Raw genomic sequence first — 17,486 nt, 5'->3', positions numbered from 1 at the left:
TAATGGCAACGAAAGGTCTTCGCTTGAGATGGTTTATCGGTGTCGAATATCAGGTGCATCTACCAACTTTTGCGATACATCAAACATAAAGAAAAATTCGATTGGGACGTAAAAAATGGAGGAAAATTTAATCACTTTTTTATTAAACGGTATTTGGGGGACTTTAGGACTTTAAGACTAAAGATGAAAGAAGCAAGAGGCAAGATTGGGGACTGGAAGATTTTTAGCCATCGTTGGTATTGTTACCAACGAGACGGGCGAAAGCAACGAGCCAATGATGAGAATACTTTCCGTTGTTTGTATAGCAAAACTCTTGCTTTACTGTTTGGCTTGTTGTACCTACAAAAGGCAACTTTAAGGGATTGTCTCTTTTGCCGTTGTCTTGTCTCAATGACAAATTTGGGTCATTAGCAACAAGGAATAATGAGAATAATTAAGGTAGTAAAATGTACAGTCAGAGAAGCATTTATTTGTGGGTTTATTGAAAAAACACTTAGACTAGCGAGGGCACAGTTAAATTATCCTCCATAGTAACAAAGATTTCGATGATTGGCGTGTGGCTTACGCACGTGTTGTTGGTCTTGGCGACCCCGTGAAAAACACCAACAACGGCAGGAATGCCTTCCTAAAAATAAAATTCCACTTAGCAGGCGAATTAATTCGCCTGCTAAGTGGAAAAGTTTGATTAATTATAATCACCTATTCTGTAATAACATCAATCTCAGCATAGCCAACGGTGTCATCGTCTTTGGTATTTCGTAAAGCTCTCAATTTGATGTATCTAGCTTTTTGAGTAGCAAAAGTTTTTATTTGCCACAAAGGATTATTTTTAATATTCGAGAATTCACCTTCATCTACTTGTTTCCAATCATTACCATTTTCGGATACAAAGAAACTGTAATGTGTAATAATTCCTGAACCCCACCAGTTTTGGTCTGGCAAGTATTTGAACCCGCTAATATTTTGAATTTTACCTAAATCAATCACCAAATCAACGGGCATTTTAACCGTATTTTTTTGATACCATTGCGTATCAGGATTTCCGTCTAATAAGTTGTTTACCTCCTTATCTTCAATACCAACCATTTTCCAAGCTTTTTTAGAAACATCAAATTTCTCTTCCGTCAAAGTACTGGTCTTTTTACTTTTTGGGTCGTAGCTAATACATTTAATGACAACTTTGCCATCATCTGTTTTGATAGGTTCAGTATATTGATTCGATTTCAAAGTAGGAGTGCTACCATCCAAGGTATAATATATTTGAGATTCAAAATCTGCTGGAATAATACGTACATCTCCCGAACGCTCACGAATGGCTACGGGAGGCACTAATATTTGTGGAGCATCATATATGCCAATATTAGAAATCAGTGGGCAAGCTTTGGCATCGGTTATGTTCAAACGAAGTTTGGTGGCTTTAACCGTTTTGAAACGTAGAATGCGTTTATAACCTATCGTTGTTTCTTTGGCTACTTCTGTCCATTGATTATTGACGAATGCTTCCAAAGTAAAGGCCTTTACTCTTTGTCCTAATTTGATGTATTCTTGTACCAAAAAGCGATTGAAGGCAATCGGCTTTGCAAAATTGAAGGTCAAACTAGCAGTCTTTACCTTATCATCGGTTGTCCAATAACTTTCGTTACTTACATCAATTGCCTTATTTGCTCCAAACTTTGGGTCGTTACCACGCACATTAGAAGCGACTACTTTTGCGCCTTTGATAAGGTTTACAGCAAATACTTCTTTGACAGCCTTTCCAAAATCTAACGCTGCTTTTTCGTCATAAGGATGAATTAAACCATTCGGCATGATGGGAAAGTTCAATAATAAAGTGGCATTTCTACCGATAGAATTATAATAAGTATCCATCAGTTGAGGTAAGGTTTTTACTTTGTTATCTTCTTTAGGGTGATAAAACCATTCGGGTCTGATAGAAGTATTTACCTCACCCGGCACCCAAGTATTTCCATTTTCCAATCCATAACGAAGCATATTTTCTGGCACATCACCTTTGTCATTTAATAAACTCCAATTGGTTTCGCCAATATAACCTGCTTCTGTTCCAACCCAACGAAGGTCTGCTCTATCACCACCATCATTCCAAATTACAATGTTGGGTTGTAAAGAACGAACAAGTTTATACGTGTTTTCCCAATCATAGTAAGTAGTACGGTCAATCTTACGTGTTTCATTTGCTCCGCCATAATAACCAGAACCTCCGTTGGCACCATCAAACCAAACTTCAAAAATTTCACCATAATTTGTCAGTAGTTCACGCAATTGATTTCTGAAATAAGCAATGTATTCGGGTTTTCCATAGTCAGGATGGTTTCTATCCCACGGAGAAAGATAAATACCTAGTTTTAAACCATACTCTTTACAAGCATCAGCCATCTCACGCACCATATCGCCCTTTCCATTTTTCCATGGAGAATTCTTTACTGAATAATCCGTGTATTTTGATGGCCAAAGGCAAAAGCCACTATGATGTTTTGCTGTAATAATAATGCCTTTCATGCCTGACTCTTTACAAATTCTTGCCCATTGGCGACAATCTAATTTATCAGGATTGAAAATTTTTGGGTCTTCATCTCCTTTTCCCCACGACATATCAGTATAAGTATTCACTGAAAAATGGACAAAGGAATAATATTCCATTTGCTGCCATCTCATTTGGTTTTCACTGGGTACAGGTCCATAAGGAGAAGGCGCTTTTACTTGACCCAATGTACAAAAATTGGTAAAAATAAGTAATGCTAAAATCAAATGTTTATAATTCATGTTATTGTAAGATTTGGATAATGTTAGAGCAGTCTCTTTCAAAAAACAGCTTTTTGATTTAAAGTAAATTAACTTAGAAAATACTTTATCAAAAGCTATTTTTTTAACAGAGAGAGTTAGCCAACACTTGTTTCAGACTTTAGGATTGGGGATTTTGACGCTAGACTTAAGGACTTTAAGACGCTTTGATAAAACAGGATTTAGTCTAAAAAGAAAATACTTGAACGTTGAGAGACTGCATTTATTAATGAATCTAAACGATTTTTTCACTTAGAAGGCTGAAAGAAGAATCTGTGAATGATGTAAGTTATTCCTATAATTATGTAACATTTTAGATAATTAGCACCATACCTTTGTCGATACTGAACTATCAGGATATTCGATACCATTAAATAAATTACAAGATAATTTTAATAGCAATAATAGATTAATTATGAACATTAAACGAATTTTCGGGGCTATACTCACCCTATTAGGTATTGTAGGACTTATCTATGCTGCTACTTTATTTGTCAATAAATCTGGTGGACAAAATATCAAGGCACTCTTGACTTATGGAATTATTGGCTTTATTTTCTTTTCTTCAGGCATCAGTTTGATACGTTCAACAAATGACCAATCTTAGGTTTTGTTTTGGACTTTAGGATTTTGAGACTTCAGGACTTTAGGCTTTGAGAAGGAAAAAGATTTGTGAGAAAGTTTTTAATCTAAAAAGATAAATGCTTTAACGTTCAGCGAACTTTGTTATTTTATCGTGGGACTAGTGTGCAGTCGGAGACTGCATTTATTTTAGGTCTAAGTGAAAAAACACTTAGACCAGCGGAGTTGCCATCGTTTCAATTAGTCTTTGTTTTTTCAGAAAAAGTTGTAAATGTTCGTCCATCGTAACGATAAAGTCCGCAGTTTCGTGTTCCAATCCAAATGTCTCCCTTTCTATCTTCAAGCATACTCCACACTGAATATTTACCCATTCCGTCTTTGGTAGTAAAATTTTCAAATGTCTTTCCATCATATCGCCATAATCCACCTATACTTTCTATAGAATTCAATTTTTCACCACCATCAAACCAAATGTTTCCAATTTTGTCTTTAAAAATGGCTGAACCTATATTTGTTTTTTCTGCAAACATTGTAAATGTTTGACCATCGTAACGGAATACTCCGTTCTGTCTTCCACTAAACCAAATATGTCCGTTTTTATCTTCTAGCATATACCTTATCCATCCGTCACTATTGGGTTTTGCACTCTTAATCGATTTTCCATCATACCGAACAACGCCTTCTTCTGTAATTGGTCCTGAACCCATCCAAATTGTTCCCTTGCTATCTTCTAAAAAGCACTGTACCCATTTAAGTTTAAGATTTTGATTGTTTATTATGGTGAACTTGTCTAAAAAACGACTAAACGTTTTTCCGTCATAGCAATACAAATCTAGCGAAGTACCGAACCAAATTATGCCACTTTTATCCTGCATCATACTCCAAACGGCATTTATACCAGATTGTGGCGTTGGGATACCAAAACCACTCATACTAGTCAGTATAAAAGGAATTTTTGATATTGTTTTCCCATCGTATCTACTAACGCCATCGTCTGTACCAAACCAAATATCACCAGATTTATCTTCTAAAATAGACCAAACTTTATTATTACTTAAACCATCTTTTTCTGTAAACTGAATAAATTCTTTTCCATCATATCGATAAACACCTTCGCCAGTTGTTCCAAACCAAAGATTGCCGTCTTTGTCTTGCAGACTACAATGTACGTTTTGATGTTCGGTTGTGCCTTGGGTTTTGGTTAGCTTTGGATTTTTACTGGTAAATGATTGGCGTTCTACAACCGTTTCATTTGATTGTTTACTTTTTGTCTGTCCATTACAAGATAAAAAAAAGATGGATACTACTAGAAAAGAGAAGATTGGTTTGAATGTTGTTATAGTCATTTGCTAAATTATTTCTACTTATAGTAAAAGAGTAACCATTCCAGATTATCTTCCAAAACTGGTACTTAGTGTAACAAAGCTATCTTTAATACCCTCTATACAAGCAGAAAAAGTGTAAATAAATTGTAAATTAGTGTAAATGATGTGTGGAAATGTATTTGGATTAGCGGGACTGAGGAAATAACGATAAACAAGTAGAGGCAACAAGTAATCGAAATAAAAAATACTTGAACCAACGGCAGACTTTGAGACTTTAAAAAAAAGAAGCTTTGCTAAATGTTGAAAATTTAGCAAAGCTCTTCATATTACTCTTACTCTTAAAATCCAGAAAATTAACTCTTTTTAATCATTTTACGAGGTTTGCTATCTATGAATACAACCATGTGATACAGATCCTTAGTTGCCATTGTTTCTTGATAATATTTCTCATAACCTGCATGAGTCATTAAACTTATCTGATAATAATGTTTACCATAGTTAATAGCATTTTTCTCAAGCTTACTAACAGACTCATAAGAGAAATCAGTGTTTTTGTATTGGTTTAATACTGAGTTACTGACTCTTTTATCGTCAATCCAAATACCATAAATTTTATCATTCTTCCAAGCTTCAATTTGTTCTTGTGTTGGAACACTCTTTGGAGATGGTGGTAGGCTTGGTCTAAATATTACTCTCTGTTTAGCCTGTTGTTCTTCATTCATCGATAAGAATATAGTTTCTAATCTTTTTCTTTCAGCCTCTGTAAACTTATATATGAGAGGAATTCCCTTTTTATTCTTTTTACTGTTAAGAATTTGTTCGTACTCATCTAATAATGCTTGAGAAACGCCATCTTGAGTAGCTGGTACAATAATCTGTTTGGCTTTTGGAACGTTATTAGGCTTTTCTTGAGCAAAAGATTTTGTACTAAATGCAAATACTGCTATTGCTAATACTGGAATAATAGCCAATTGTCTGTACAAAACATTTTGAGGTGATTTTGATTTGGTCATCATGATTAATCGTTGTTTAGTTATGAGATAATTGAAAGAACTTGATAGATGATACGTATTACTTTTACTGGCTTTTTCAATCAGTAGATACTGATAACTAGAGACGTTAGGATATGTCTTTATCACGGCTTCATCCGCTAAAAATTCATGATTTAGCTGAACTGCTTTTTTATACATTAAGAGGAATGGGTTGAACCAACAAACTATTTGTAATATTTCTATTAACAGAATATCATAAGAATGTCTCTGCTGAATGTGTGCGCACTCATGCAATAAGATTTCCATTTCAATTCCTCCGCTGACATATTCTTGATTATTGACAAACAAATAGTTCAAAAAACTATGAGGACTCAATGCTTCATCGCTTAAGACTATTTGGGAATTGTTAAAAGGAATCGTTTTACTGTTGCGGGTTTTTGAAAGAATCTTATATAGATTAATGATAAAACGTAAAAGGAAAAAAGTACTAATCAAGCCATAAAGTGTTGTCAACACTAAAAAAGTATAATCTGTCTTTTCTATAGCTGATACTTCTTGAACAGTAGTATTATAATCTTTTATAAAATTAGTTTGCAGAATTTCATTCTCTGAAATGGGCAATGTAGGTGTAGAATAATTAAAAGTTATTAGGGGAATCACAAATGATAATAGCATACTTAACAATAAGTATCCTCTATTAAAGCTGTGCATTTTTTCTTTTTCAAGCAGTAGTTTATAGGTGAAAATAAACACTGCCGAACAGAGAACTATTTTGATGATGTAGGTTATCATTGTTCTTTTCTTTTGATTTCTTGTTCAACAATTTTTTTAAGGTCTTCTAATTCTGAGGATGACAAATCTGTAGAGGTTGTAAAAAACGAAGCAAATTGCATAGGCGAATTGTTGAAAAAGTTTTCAATCATTCCTTTTACATGCTTCGAAAAGTAATCGGACTTTTTCACTAAAGCGTAATACTGTCGGGAGTTTCCAAACAGATTATAAGCTACAAAACCTTTGTCTTGCATTCTTTTTAATAGGGTTGCTATGGTTGTTGTTGCGGGTTTTGGGTCTGGATAACTATCAATTAAATCTTTCATGAAGACAGTTTCATGTTTCCAGATTACTTCCATTAATTGCTCTTCTGATTTCGACAATTGCATTGCTCTATGTTTATGTAATTTGCTCTACAAATGTAGAGTAAATTTTCAATAAAACAATAGACTTGTAAAAAATATTTAGAATGGGTTATTTACTTATTCAGCAGGAGGAAGAAAGGTTTGTTAAAATAACAATTTCCACTTCAAAAAATAACCTATGTAAAACAAATGACGTTTACATAGGTTAATTAAGGGTTTAGTCACATTTAAGTAATAAATACAATTTGAGCGACACTCATATTTATTTCAAATACTTGATAATCAACAATTTAAATACTAATCGCCAATTACTATTTACTAATCACTCATTAAGAAAGACTAATATTCTGCCGCCCGATTAATTCCGAGGGAGAATAACCAAACTGTTTTTTGAAGGCAAAGGAAAAATGTGATAGATTTTCAAAACCTACTTCATAGCATACATCTATGGGTTTTTTCTTTTTTTCTACAAATTGATAATGTGCCAATTCCAAACGCTTTTGAGTAATCCAACGCTGTGGAGTGGTATTGAAGACTTTACCAAAATCACGTTTGAAAGTCGTCAAACTTCTTCCTGTTAGATAACCGAACTTTTCCAAAGGTAGATTGAACATAAAGTTCTTTTCCATGTAGTCTATCAAATCAATTTTACCCGGTTCTTCAAAGTTTGCCAATACGTTGTCTATGCCCTTGTCGATAGCCCTAAGAATACTGATTGCTTCGGTAATCTTAAGGGATGAAATATTTTCGGGCAATTCTTTCATTTCAAAATATGGAATCAACGAAACCAAACAGCTTTCCAGCAAAGGATGATTGTTGAAAAGATATATTTTTTGTGATTCCACCGCTTTGGGTTTAACATTCAGGTTTGCGTAAAAATCTCTTAGCCTTTCGGTGGATAAGTGCATTACTACGGTTTTATGCGGCTGTCCATCTTTAGGGTAATTGATAATTGTAGCTAACTGATTTCTTGGAATTAAAAATATATCTCCTTTTTTGAAAATATAAGTGGCATCCGCTTGAACGATTTTGGTTTCTCCAGAAATAAACCAAATCAGCATGTGGTGGTCGAACATAATATCCGACTTAAAAAACTTGTCTTCATAACATGAAAGTTTTATATCATCTGTTATGTATTTTGCTTTATATTCCATTGCCTTTTTTTTATTTCATTGAGTATCAAATTCAGTAATACAAAAGTAATCATCTGCTTTAGCTTATATAGTGAAGGTTAATATTTTTGAAATTTTACCATGAACAATATCGGTTTACTTATTTTGATAAACTGATATTGTTCGTGTTTTTGACTTAGTCCTTAAAGAATATTGAATGAAATACCCATCATTTCTTCCGTCAATTTCCATAAGTGTTTTGCATTAGCTTCCTCCAAAGAATATAATTTTGCACCATTTGATATTGAGGAATCAGAAGCCAATTCAGCGATGTCAGCATCTTCACAATATACTCCTCCAATTTCATCAAGCAAAGGACTGCTTGCACACCAAACAGTAGTCGCCGCACCTTGCGGAATCGTTTTCAGAGAGGCTACAATTTCAGGTAAAATATTACCTTCGGCATCGAAGAAACCCATTTGTTGGAACAACTCTAAGGATGCTTCTCGGGCTAATTCTGTTCCATAGATTGAACCGGGATGCAATGAATAGGCTCTTACTTTGTGGGCTTTAGCACGATTATCTAATTCAAGGGCAAATAAATTACTGGCAGTTTTTGATTGTCCGTAAGCTTGTAAAGTTTCGTATTCTCGGTTCAGAAAATTAGGGTCTTCAAAATTGAATGGGGCAAATTGATGTCCTTGCGAAGAAACATTAATTACTCTTGCTCCATTGGCTTTTTTAAGAGCAGGCCAAAGTCTTGCCGTTAGTTGAAACTGAGCTAAATAATTAGTGACTAACTGCGATTCAAAACCTCGGCTATCCCTACGAAGCGGAACCCACATAATGCCCGCATTATTGATGAGTAAATGAAGAGGTCTGCCCGAAGCCAAGAACTTATCAGCAAATGCGTCAATGGAATCAGGATTCATCAAATCCATTTTTTCCAATTCAACATTAACAATTCCTTCCAGATTTTTCTTTGCTTTTTCAGTATCTCTTGCAAGCACGATGACAGTCGCTCCTGCGGCTACAAGTGTTTTGGTTGTTTCCAAACCAATACCAGTGTTTCCACCTGTTACGATGGCAATTTTTCCAGTTAAGTCAATACCTCTGATGACATCGCTTGAAGTAGATGTTGCGTTAAATCCAGAACCTATTGGTTTCTGCAAAGCTCCTTGATAATTATTATTTTGTCTCATTTTGTTAAAATTTTAATTGTTTCGATGAGACAAAGTTAGAAAGGTTGTATAGGAACGACTTTGTTTAAACGTCCGAATATACTTTGTTTAAAAGGCCGTTTTAGAAGGAGTATAATGTCTTAAAGCAGAAGTAAAATCTTTGATAAATAAGAATTTTATCCTCAACAAAGAGCTGTCTAATTTTTCTGAGAACCTATTTTCTTGTTGTTACAATATTTTTTGAAATATCGTAATCTGGTAATTATAAATATATTCTTTGTTTTACACTCGGTTCTTTATTAAAAAATGCCTCAAGTGCTAGAAAAGAAGATGCCAGCTCGTTTGCTTTTATTTCCAGTTTAAAATCATACAAACCTGATGAATAACATGCTAGTTTAAGAAAAGCATTTCTGTCCTTTAATTCTACAATATCTTGTTCAAATTCTAGATTATTTGAGTCTAGTGTTTCACTTATAATATATTTTGCTAATAGATTGTCAGTAAAATCAATATCATCTAAAAATAAATCTGCCCAAGGTATTGTATCTGTAATAGCTTCTTTTAAACTATTGCCTTCCAAAAGATAAAACATATATTCAAACCTATTTGGATTTATGTCATCATAACGATAAATAATTTCTAGAGAATTATCACAGTTTTCATCGCAGACTAATAATGTAATGTGATAATAACTTGAATTAGGAATATCATCTATTTCAATATAAAGAAATAACGGCTGTTTTACCAATAGTTTAACCTCATCGTTCGACATTAATAATTGGTTAAGTTTATATTGATACTTATCTTTAAAATGGGCAATCGTTTTAAGCTGTTCTCCACTTTCATTTTTAAGTAAATTACACTTAGGAATATTGATTTTAAATGATTTCTCTGTTGTAGTAATTGTTGATTTATTGACTTCTTGCCAGTATGCTAAGTTTGTTTCTTTATCATATATCACTAAAATAACAGCAATTGAATAGTTTAACCAGTATTTCAAATGCCTTTTTGAGCCTCTAAATACATAACTGAAGTCTTTCCCTTCTTTAAAAAAGCTCTTACCTGATTTTATTTGAACTCCAAGTAACTTCCCAGTAGGAACTAAATCTTTAAATTTGAAACAATTACTTGTTATCTCAACAAATCCGTCAATTCCAAAGTCATTTATTGGTTGTTCTCTAAAAATCCATTTCAGTTCCTCTGTAAAAATCTTAGCGACTGAATAAACGCCTATTTTTTCTTCACTATTGTATATCATTAGTATTGAGAGTTAGAAAATTATTTAGAATTTCAGTCCGAACCAACTTCCAAAGCTAATAAATTATGTCTTAAAGCTTTAATCATACATAATGAAGCAAAATCTTTCTTGAGAAATCAAGTTTTTAAAGAATCTGCAAAAGACTAAACCAAGAGTTATTAAAGTTCAAATAGAATTTTCTTCAAAAAATGCTTGATTTTTCTGAGAACCTATTTTACTGTTGTTTCAATACTTGCCGGATTATTTGAACAATGTGGTTAATCAAAGGGAAACCCACATAATTAGCCTTAAAATTCTTTTATTTTCATGGTTAATAGGGAAAAATGCAGTAATATTATGTATAATTTTCTCTATTATTCTATATGAAAAACCTGTCTATTTTACTGTTAGCACTATTCGTGCTGGGTTTCGTTAGTTGTGCTAAAGAAGATAACCCATCTGGTACCATCACTCCAGTTACTCCTGGTACATCTGAAGAACCGTATTTTGAGTATAAGATTAACAGTGGCACAGCCGTGCATGTCGATTGTAGTGCTATCAAGTTTGAGGCTACTAGTGGTGGCAATTCGGTGGTGCCGATTGTAGCAACTTCTGCTTCTACAAAATCAACATTTACTTTTGCTTTTTATGGTGCAGCAGCAGCCCTAGATACAGTAAAAGCTGGCATTCATCCGCTATTGGCATATTCCAGCTTTACACCAACTGCAACAGCCATTCCCATGCACTTAAGTGTCAAAGTGCCTCAAACCACTGGTGGTACCGATTATTTCTATGGCTTGGCTCCATCTGAGGCAACTCACAAGCATACTATAAAATCTATCACCAAAGCTGGTGTTGAAAATGATAAGCGAATCTACTGGATAGAAGGTGAGTATAGCTGTAAAGGACAACAGTTGCCAGGAACAACTACAGCAACCATATCAGGTAAGTACAGGTTTAAGCTTTGGGCAGTGCAATAATAGTATTAGTGATAAACGATATTGGATTGTATTTAGGAGAAAGTTTTTATTTATTGTTTCACTTATTCTTCTGAACAAGTGAAACAGCTGAAATGCAGATTTTCAAACAAATTATTTAACATAAGATATATTCACTACATGTAAAGAATCTATTCTCCTTTTTGAATGAACAGATAAATATTTAATCATTTGGGAAAGCATAGGCTGTTTAGAAGGAATTTGATCTGTATTCCAAATAATGCTATCCTTGAAATACACTTTATAATAAGGTGCAACTCTAAAAATACCTCTGGGTGTTTCAGTGATATATTCTATCTTATGTATTTCATCAAAGAGGTATTTCTCAGGAGATAAACGCTCTAAAAAATTATACTCAACCATATTCCCTTTGACGCCAAAATAGGAATCATTGGCTAATTCAAATCCTATTATAGATAAAATACTACAAAGGACTATCCAACCTTTCACAAAACGTCTTCCGTCAATTCCATTTTTCATATTGGAATAAATTTCATACTCAAGTAACTTATCATAATCCATCATTGAACGAAAAAAAATATCTACTATTAAACTTATGAAAGTTATTGTTAGTCCACCTGACAACCACCATGATAAATCTTGCGTTCTAATGAAGTAGAGATACTCCTCATGTTTTGTCTCAAAAAATGGTGTAATTCTCGAAAACAAACAGTATAATCCATATATGGTTAATGGTGTAATCACAATAAAAATAAAAGAACCATATATATCATATTTCTTATAAATCTTTTCTAGTTCTTCAAAATTGTACTCTTTTTCTAACTGTTTCTTATTAGCACTGGGAAAAAAAGATGCCAACAACAATAAAGCCAATACAGTAATTAGGTGGCTACTAAATTCTAAGATTATTTTCCAAACCATGAATTGGATGTTTTGATTATGAATTAGGCACAAATAGTTTTATCCTGAAATAAAGTTATAATTATTCCTTACTCCACTTTCAAAACCTTTACCAAAGTACTTTTACTTTCATTGCCAATTCGCAAGAAGTATGTGCCTCTGTTTAAATGCACTAATGATAGTTTGAAGATTTGCGAATTGATGGGCTGATAAAGTAGCGTCTTGCCAGTAATGTCCATTAAACTGGTAAAATATTGATTGACTTTAGTCTCGTTAAGTTGAATCGTAATTTCTCCAGAAGTCGGATTCGGATATGCTTTGAAAAGCGCATTGCTTTCATTTTGAGTAGATAACACAACAGTTGGAGTATTCGCTCTAGTAAAATCAGGGATACCATAGCCCAATCTTTCATCTGGATTTTCATATTGACTTCCCGATTTTCTTAATCTATCTATTACTTCCATCGCTGTAAGCGTTGGATTTGCTTGCCAAAAGCCCGCTACCATTCCACATAAAATTGGTGAAGAAAAAGAAGTTCCAGTACTTGTAGTAACCGTGCCTGAAGGAGTAGCAATGGCGGAACTTTGTCCCAATGCTACTAAATCGGGTTTAACTCTTCCATCAGCCGAAGGACCAATCGAACTAAAAATAGCATAAGATTTCAACGCATTTACTGCGCCTACAGTAATGATTGAATCGGCATCGGCAGGGGTTGAGATATATCGCCAAGCATCATTTCCTTCATTTCCTGCACTGATTACACAAACAATCCCAACAGATGCTGCCCAAGTAGCAGCTTTAGCCGCAATGGTTGTTTTTCCATTCAGGTCTGAATATTTATGACTGGTACTTGCATCATCAAAAGTACTGTAACCTAGCGACGAATTAATTAAATCAACCCCAACACTATCGGCGTACTCTGCCCCAAAAAGCCAATTGGCTTCTTCAATTAAGTATTCCGAAAAAGCATCTTCTGTACGTAATAACAAAAAAGAAGATTTATAAGCAGTACCAACGATTTGTCCATCTAAATAAGCGCCCATGCACGATAAAACTGATGTACCATGTCCATCGTCTTCATAAACAGCTTTTTCTTTTTTTACAAAATCATAAGTACCTACAATTCTATTTTCATCAAAAAGAGGCTTTAAGGCTGCAATATTATTGGCATTGTTAAAACCTGCATCCAATACTGCAATCATCATTCCTTCGCCATGAAAACCTTGTTCGTGCATTTTATCTGCTCCAATCATTTCAATTTGAGTTTTGGATAAACCGTAATTGAGGGCATTGGTTTCATAACTTTCAAACTTAGATGATTTTCTGGCTGTTCTGTTGTTGGGATTATCAATTGAAGTATTGACTTCCAAACCTTTCACAAAAGATAATTGTAAAATACTTGTCAAAACTGTGGAAGAACATTCTATCAAAGCTGCATTCATCCAACGTGAAGTATAAATTACTTTTGCTCCCTTCTTCTTTACTTCTTCGATATAACTAGGATTAACGGGTAAATCTCTAGTGGTAAAAGCGATTTTCTGTTTCTGGCGACGAGCCACTGAGCGTTCAGACAAATAAGCTAAAGGCTGAGTAATTGAATAAGGAGAATTGTTTTTGTCTTTAAAAACTAAAAGGTATTTCGCAGGTAAAGCTTGTGTAAAAGCAGTCTGAAAGCTTAGTAAGCTCACAAAAAAGAGTAAAAAAATCAGTATTTTATAGGGTGATACAAAGTGACAGGTATTACTCTTTTCCATTCTTTTTAAATTTCATGATGAAACGTGTTCCAAAATCAACTTTACTTTTGCCGATACAATCAGGAGTATTACAATAAGCGAGTGCTGTTTTTTCTGCATAAATCAAGCCTACTCCATCTGCATAGATTTCTACTTTCTTTTTTAAATCAACTAAGGTAGAATCATTTTGTTGAACAATTCCAACCGTACTTGGAAAATATTGATTGTTGACAGTGTAAGGCTTATAAAGATTTTCAACGATTACTTCATCTTTCCCTAAATCATTAAATTGATTTATATCCCAAGTCATTTTATCTTTTAAAGGAAATATAAACTTCAAATAAGTAATATTATTGGCTGATTTCAAAGCTTTGTCTTGGAGTTTTTTTGAGGTAAAAACAGAGTCTAATTTCCAAGCTTGCTGCTCATTATTGCGATAAAATCTTTTAACAAGAATGGCTTCTTGCCCATCAATATCTGTAAAAAAACTATCTACTAATTCTTTTACTTGGTAGGTTTTTACCAAAGGTTCTTGACTTAAAGCATATTGTGTTTCTTCTACTTCGTATTCAATATATTGTTTATAAATTGGATAAAAAAAGCCATAACCACTCTGAGGTGGAGTAACACAACCACAATCATTATGGCTACAAGCTTGAAGAATTAGGAAACTAAAAATTAGGCACAAATAGGTTTGTTTGCTTTGCATAGTTGTAAGAGTTTAAATTCAATTAAATGTATATGATAGGACACGCTAAAGATTAGACATTAATAGCTTTATTTTCGTTGCATAGCTGTGAGAATAAAAAAGCCAGTCAAATGTAAAATGACTGGCTTTGATTATTTTGTTTATTGTCCTTCTGGCACTAACCAAGCTCTACGCAAAGCAACTTGCGCATCAGTTGGGTTCTCCATTGGAGAAAGAAGGTTTTTCTCAACAACTTCTGGTATAAAGATTTTCGCTGAAAGTTTTGTTTCTACTTTTTTGTCTCCGTCTTTTCTCAACACCACAAAATCAACATTATCACCTTCTTTACTATTATTGATAAAGTCTGAACGAGTAGCTCTGAACGTTTCTAAACCTAATGCTTTTCCATTTAAAGACACCAATTCATCGCCAGCCTTGAAACCAATTTTTGCTCCAAAAGCATCAATTCCATCTTCATCAATGATAAAAATACCCTTAGTTTCTGGATTGATTCCTAGATTATACACAGAGAAACCTAAAGTTTTTTCAAGTTTCTTATTCGTTTTTTGGAAATTAATCCCAACGCTATTTAGACTTTCTTCTAATGGTAAAGGCTCTTTCCCTTCTATATATTTAGCAAAAAACTGACGAATTTCTGGGAATTTAGTTACTTCAGCAATCTTATCGAAAAGCTCATCATCATTAAATGATTTATCTTTCCCATAATATTTTGATAAATCTCTCATTAAATTCTGAGTACCATATTTTCCTCCAGACAATTGACGAAGTTTAATGTCCAAGCAAAGTCCGATTAAAGCCCCTTTTTCATATACATTTTGGTATTGGTCTTTGTATTTTTCCAGCACATCTGCCGACATTACTGTAAATGGAACATCATCTTTGTAACGGTCGTACATATTTCCAATTTTTGAACGAAGCATATTCATGTACATTGGCAATTCAATCAAACCGTATTTCGCTTGCATGTGTCCAGCGGCATATTCAGTCATTCCTTCATACATCCAAAGGTGTTTAGACATCTTTGGCTTGTTAAAATCAAAATCTCCAATTTCTTTCGAGTGAATACTTAGCGGTGTTACGATATGAAAAAACTCATGCGAACAAACATCTTTTACTGTTTGCGAAAGCTCCTCTGAAGAAGATTCTGGCAAATAATAAAAAGAAGAGTAAGAATGTTCTAAAGCACCGTAGCTTCCGTTTTTCAAATTGTCAGAAAGTACAATTACAAAAGCATATTTTTTGATAGGCAAAGTACCTCCTAAATACTCTTTTTGTGCTTCCAATAAAGTTTTTACATTATCTGCAATTTCAGCAGAAGTAGCTTTTTTGTTTGGTGAATAAACCGAAATCAAAATATCAGCACCACCTACTTTCAAAATTGTAGTATCTGGTTTACAGTACATGATGGGAGCATCTACCAAATCATTATAGTTTGAAACACTGAAAACATCTTTCTTGTCGTCTGATTTAGTCGCCGTTAATGACGATGCCCCATAAAAACCAGTTGGTTTGCTGAAAGTAAGTTCGAAAGTACTACGCTTTAAATCATCGAAGTAACCAAAGAAACCATGCGTATTTATCGCAAAAAGTGTATTTTCTTCAATATCTGTTCCGGCAGGTTCAAAAACATATTCGCCAGAAATCTCAGGTGAATCCCAAGTATCATCTACCAAATAGGTAATTTTATTGAGTTTCTTCGCTCCTTTTATTTTATAACTGTTAACATCAACCTTCGTGACAGACAATTCTTTCCCTTTTTCATCAAAAGCTTTCAACGCTGAGATATAACGTCCAAAATCATAATTGGCATAAGTACCCGGAACAATTTTAGGAAAATTATAAACTACTTCATCTTTCAAGATTTTAGGAGTGGTCAATGATACTTCTAATTTATCGTTTTGAACTTTTGTTAAATCAATAAAAAACTGATAATTGGCATTTTGAGTTACTTTCTGTGCGAAAGTTGGTAGGCATGTTATTAATGCCAAAAACAGCAAGAATTTAATCTTCATTGGGTTGTATTTTTCAGTTAAAATAAAATCAATTAGCATTCAATTTTTTGTAAACGCAAAATTGAATGTAAAAGTATGATTAATCCGCATTGTCTGAATCCTTTACTAGCGTTTAAGATTAATCGTACCTTGAATAGAAGTTGCACTTTTAGCTTCTTGTTCAGTTCCTTTGTATTGCAGGGCAAGACCTCCCATTGCTAAAAAAACAAAATCCTCAAAAGTTGTAGCATTAAAATCGCCATCAGCATCTGCTGTAAATTTCTTGTAACCTAATACTAATTCATTTGAAGTAAGAGTTAATACAGATAATGTCTGAACTTGGTATTTCCCATTCATCCCCTTTGTTACTTTTGAAGTCAAAACGATTGTTTTTCCATCACTTGAAGATTTCCATTTTCCAGAGTCTGTTCCTGAAAGGTAAGTACTATCCGTTTTAAATTCATAAGCGTAAGTGTTAGAAATTGAATCTACACTTGAAGTATTGGTACCAGGTATTTTTCTGATGTCATCCAATGTTAATTCATACGTTTTTTTGTCAGTAATTGTACCCAAACTTTTAAATGACCATTTACCAGTAATGGTTGCTTCTGCTGGTGTTGGATCAACATCCGGTCCAAATTTTTCTTCACAAGAAACAAGAGAAATAGTAGAAATTACTAAGAGGAGGAATAGGGTGATTTTGTTCATTTTGTTAGATTTTTAGAGTTTAAAATCAAATTTAATAAATATGTAAAAAAGTCAAGCTAAAAATTATTAAACGGTAAGATGTGATTAGTAATTTGTGATTGTTATTGGTTTTTGCAACAGGT

At 33.6% G+C, this 17,486-nt stretch carries 15 protein-coding genes; 2 read left to right on the top strand and 13 right to left on the bottom strand.

Annotated elements, in window-relative coordinates; all coding sequences use genetic code 11:
- Positions 1-223 precede the first annotated feature (223 nt).
- Entirely contained in the window at positions 224-391 is a 168-nt protein-coding gene (locus VB798_RS02880; protein WP_323255762.1) for a hypothetical protein, read from the bottom strand.
- A gap of 308 nt (positions 392-699) precedes the next feature.
- Positions 700-2,781, bottom strand: coding sequence for an alpha-L-fucosidase (locus VB798_RS02875; RefSeq protein ID WP_407654131.1), 2,082 nt, complete (start codon positions 2,779-2,781; stop codon positions 700-702).
- Between the two features lie 433 nt (positions 2,782-3,214).
- Here VB798_RS02875 and VB798_RS02870 point away from each other — a divergent pair, with 433 nt between their 5' ends.
- The gene (locus tag VB798_RS02870) at positions 3,215-3,406 is read left to right on the top strand and encodes a hypothetical protein (RefSeq protein WP_323255760.1); all 192 of its coding nucleotides are present in this window, start codon (positions 3,215-3,217) and stop codon (positions 3,404-3,406) included.
- Between the two features lie 211 nt (positions 3,407-3,617).
- Here the strand turns inward: VB798_RS02870 and VB798_RS02865 are convergent, their stop codons facing one another.
- The 6 genes from VB798_RS02865 to VB798_RS02840 all read right to left on the bottom strand — a co-directional run bounded on the left by VB798_RS02865 (position 3,618) and on the right by VB798_RS02840 (position 10,385).
- Positions 3,618-4,727 (bottom strand): ligand-binding sensor domain-containing protein, encoded by a 1,110-nt coding sequence (locus VB798_RS02865; RefSeq protein ID WP_323255758.1) that lies wholly within the window; start codon positions 4,725-4,727, stop codon positions 3,618-3,620.
- Between the two features lie 332 nt (positions 4,728-5,059).
- Positions 5,060-6,490, bottom strand: coding sequence for a M56 family metallopeptidase (locus tag VB798_RS02860; protein ID WP_323255756.1), 1,431 nt, complete (start codon positions 6,488-6,490; stop codon positions 5,060-5,062).
- Complete coding sequence (locus VB798_RS02855) at positions 6,487-6,858, bottom strand: BlaI/MecI/CopY family transcriptional regulator (protein WP_323255754.1); 372 nt, start codon at positions 6,856-6,858, stop codon at positions 6,487-6,489. The genes VB798_RS02860 and VB798_RS02855 overlap by 4 nt, the downstream gene beginning before the upstream one ends.
- Positions 6,859-7,163: 305 nt before the next feature.
- A complete protein-coding gene (locus tag VB798_RS02850) occupies positions 7,164-7,988 on the bottom strand; it encodes a helix-turn-helix domain-containing protein (protein WP_323255752.1) in 825 nt (274 codons plus the stop codon).
- A 161-nt stretch (positions 7,989-8,149) separates the two neighbouring features.
- Entirely contained in the window at positions 8,150-9,148 is a 999-nt protein-coding gene (locus VB798_RS02845; RefSeq protein ID WP_323255750.1) for an SDR family NAD(P)-dependent oxidoreductase, read from the bottom strand.
- 241 nt (positions 9,149-9,389) lie between these two features.
- Complete coding sequence (locus tag VB798_RS02840) at positions 9,390-10,385, bottom strand: DUF4365 domain-containing protein (protein WP_323255748.1); 996 nt, start codon at positions 10,383-10,385, stop codon at positions 9,390-9,392.
- A 515-nt stretch (positions 10,386-10,900) separates the two neighbouring features.
- Here VB798_RS02840 and VB798_RS02835 point away from each other — a divergent pair.
- Positions 10,901-11,344 carry a hypothetical protein gene (locus tag VB798_RS02835; RefSeq protein ID WP_323255746.1) on the top strand — a complete coding sequence of 148 codons (444 nt, stop codon included), beginning with the start codon at positions 10,901-10,903 and terminating at the stop codon, positions 11,342-11,344.
- A gap of 111 nt (positions 11,345-11,455) precedes the next feature.
- Here VB798_RS02835 and VB798_RS02830 read toward each other — a convergent pair whose 3' ends face one another.
- The 5 genes from VB798_RS02830 to VB798_RS02810 form a co-directional block, all read right to left on the bottom strand.
- Complete coding sequence (locus tag VB798_RS02830; RefSeq protein ID WP_323255744.1) at positions 11,456-12,244, bottom strand: hypothetical protein; 789 nt, start codon at positions 12,242-12,244, stop codon at positions 11,456-11,458.
- Between the two features lie 68 nt (positions 12,245-12,312).
- Complete coding sequence (locus VB798_RS02825) at positions 12,313-13,977, bottom strand: S8/S53 family peptidase (protein ID WP_323255742.1); 1,665 nt, start codon at positions 13,975-13,977, stop codon at positions 12,313-12,315.
- Entirely contained in the window at positions 13,964-14,665 is a 702-nt protein-coding gene (locus tag VB798_RS02820) for a hypothetical protein (RefSeq protein WP_323255740.1), read from the bottom strand. The genes VB798_RS02825 and VB798_RS02820 overlap by 14 nt, the downstream gene beginning before the upstream one ends.
- Before the next feature lie 140 nt (positions 14,666-14,805).
- The gene (locus VB798_RS02815) at positions 14,806-16,677 is read right to left on the bottom strand and encodes a M61 family metallopeptidase (RefSeq protein ID WP_323255738.1); all 1,872 of its coding nucleotides are present in this window, start codon (positions 16,675-16,677) and stop codon (positions 14,806-14,808) included.
- Between the two features lie 105 nt (positions 16,678-16,782).
- Entirely contained in the window at positions 16,783-17,364 is a 582-nt protein-coding gene (locus tag VB798_RS02810; protein ID WP_323255736.1) for a hypothetical protein, read from the bottom strand.
- Between the last annotated feature and the right edge of the window lie 122 nt (positions 17,365-17,486).

Source organism: Arcicella lustrica, assembly GCF_034930985.1.
Taxonomy (GTDB): Bacteria; Bacteroidota; Bacteroidia; order Cytophagales; family Spirosomataceae; genus Arcicella; species Arcicella lustrica.
The sequence above is the reverse complement of the archived record's forward strand: the minus strand, read 5'-3'. Positions and strand labels throughout refer to the sequence as shown.

Excerpts from the sequence above, each read along its gene's own strand:
- VB798_RS02875 (WP_407654131.1), bottom strand. The coding sequence starts at position 2,781 with ATGAATTATAAACATTTGATTTTAGCATTACTTATTTTTACCAATTTT.
- VB798_RS02870 (WP_323255760.1), top strand. The coding sequence starts at position 3,215 with ATGAACATTAAACGAATTTTCGGGGCTATACTCACCCTATTAGGTATT.
- VB798_RS02865 (WP_323255758.1), bottom strand. The coding sequence starts at position 4,727 with ATGACTATAACAACATTCAAACCAATCTTCTCTTTTCTAGTAGTATCC.
- VB798_RS02860 (WP_323255756.1), bottom strand. The coding sequence starts at position 6,490 with ATGATAACCTACATCATCAAAATAGTTCTCTGTTCGGCAGTGTTTATT.
- VB798_RS02855 (WP_323255754.1), bottom strand. The coding sequence starts at position 6,858 with ATGCAATTGTCGAAATCAGAAGAGCAATTAATGGAAGTAATCTGGAAA.
- VB798_RS02850 (WP_323255752.1), bottom strand. The coding sequence starts at position 7,988 with ATGGAATATAAAGCAAAATACATAACAGATGATATAAAACTTTCATGT.
- VB798_RS02845 (WP_323255750.1), bottom strand. The coding sequence starts at position 9,148 with ATGAGACAAAATAATAATTATCAAGGAGCTTTGCAGAAACCAATAGGT.
- VB798_RS02840 (WP_323255748.1), bottom strand. The coding sequence starts at position 10,385 with ATGATATACAATAGTGAAGAAAAAATAGGCGTTTATTCAGTCGCTAAG.
- VB798_RS02830 (WP_323255744.1), bottom strand. The coding sequence starts at position 12,244 with ATGGTTTGGAAAATAATCTTAGAATTTAGTAGCCACCTAATTACTGTA.
- VB798_RS02825 (WP_323255742.1), bottom strand. The coding sequence starts at position 13,977 with ATGGAAAAGAGTAATACCTGTCACTTTGTATCACCCTATAAAATACTG.
- VB798_RS02820 (WP_323255740.1), bottom strand. The coding sequence starts at position 14,665 with ATGCAAAGCAAACAAACCTATTTGTGCCTAATTTTTAGTTTCCTAATT.
- VB798_RS02815 (WP_323255738.1), bottom strand. The coding sequence starts at position 16,677 with ATGAAGATTAAATTCTTGCTGTTTTTGGCATTAATAACATGCCTACCA.
- VB798_RS02810 (WP_323255736.1), bottom strand. The coding sequence starts at position 17,364 with ATGAACAAAATCACCCTATTCCTCCTCTTAGTAATTTCTACTATTTCT.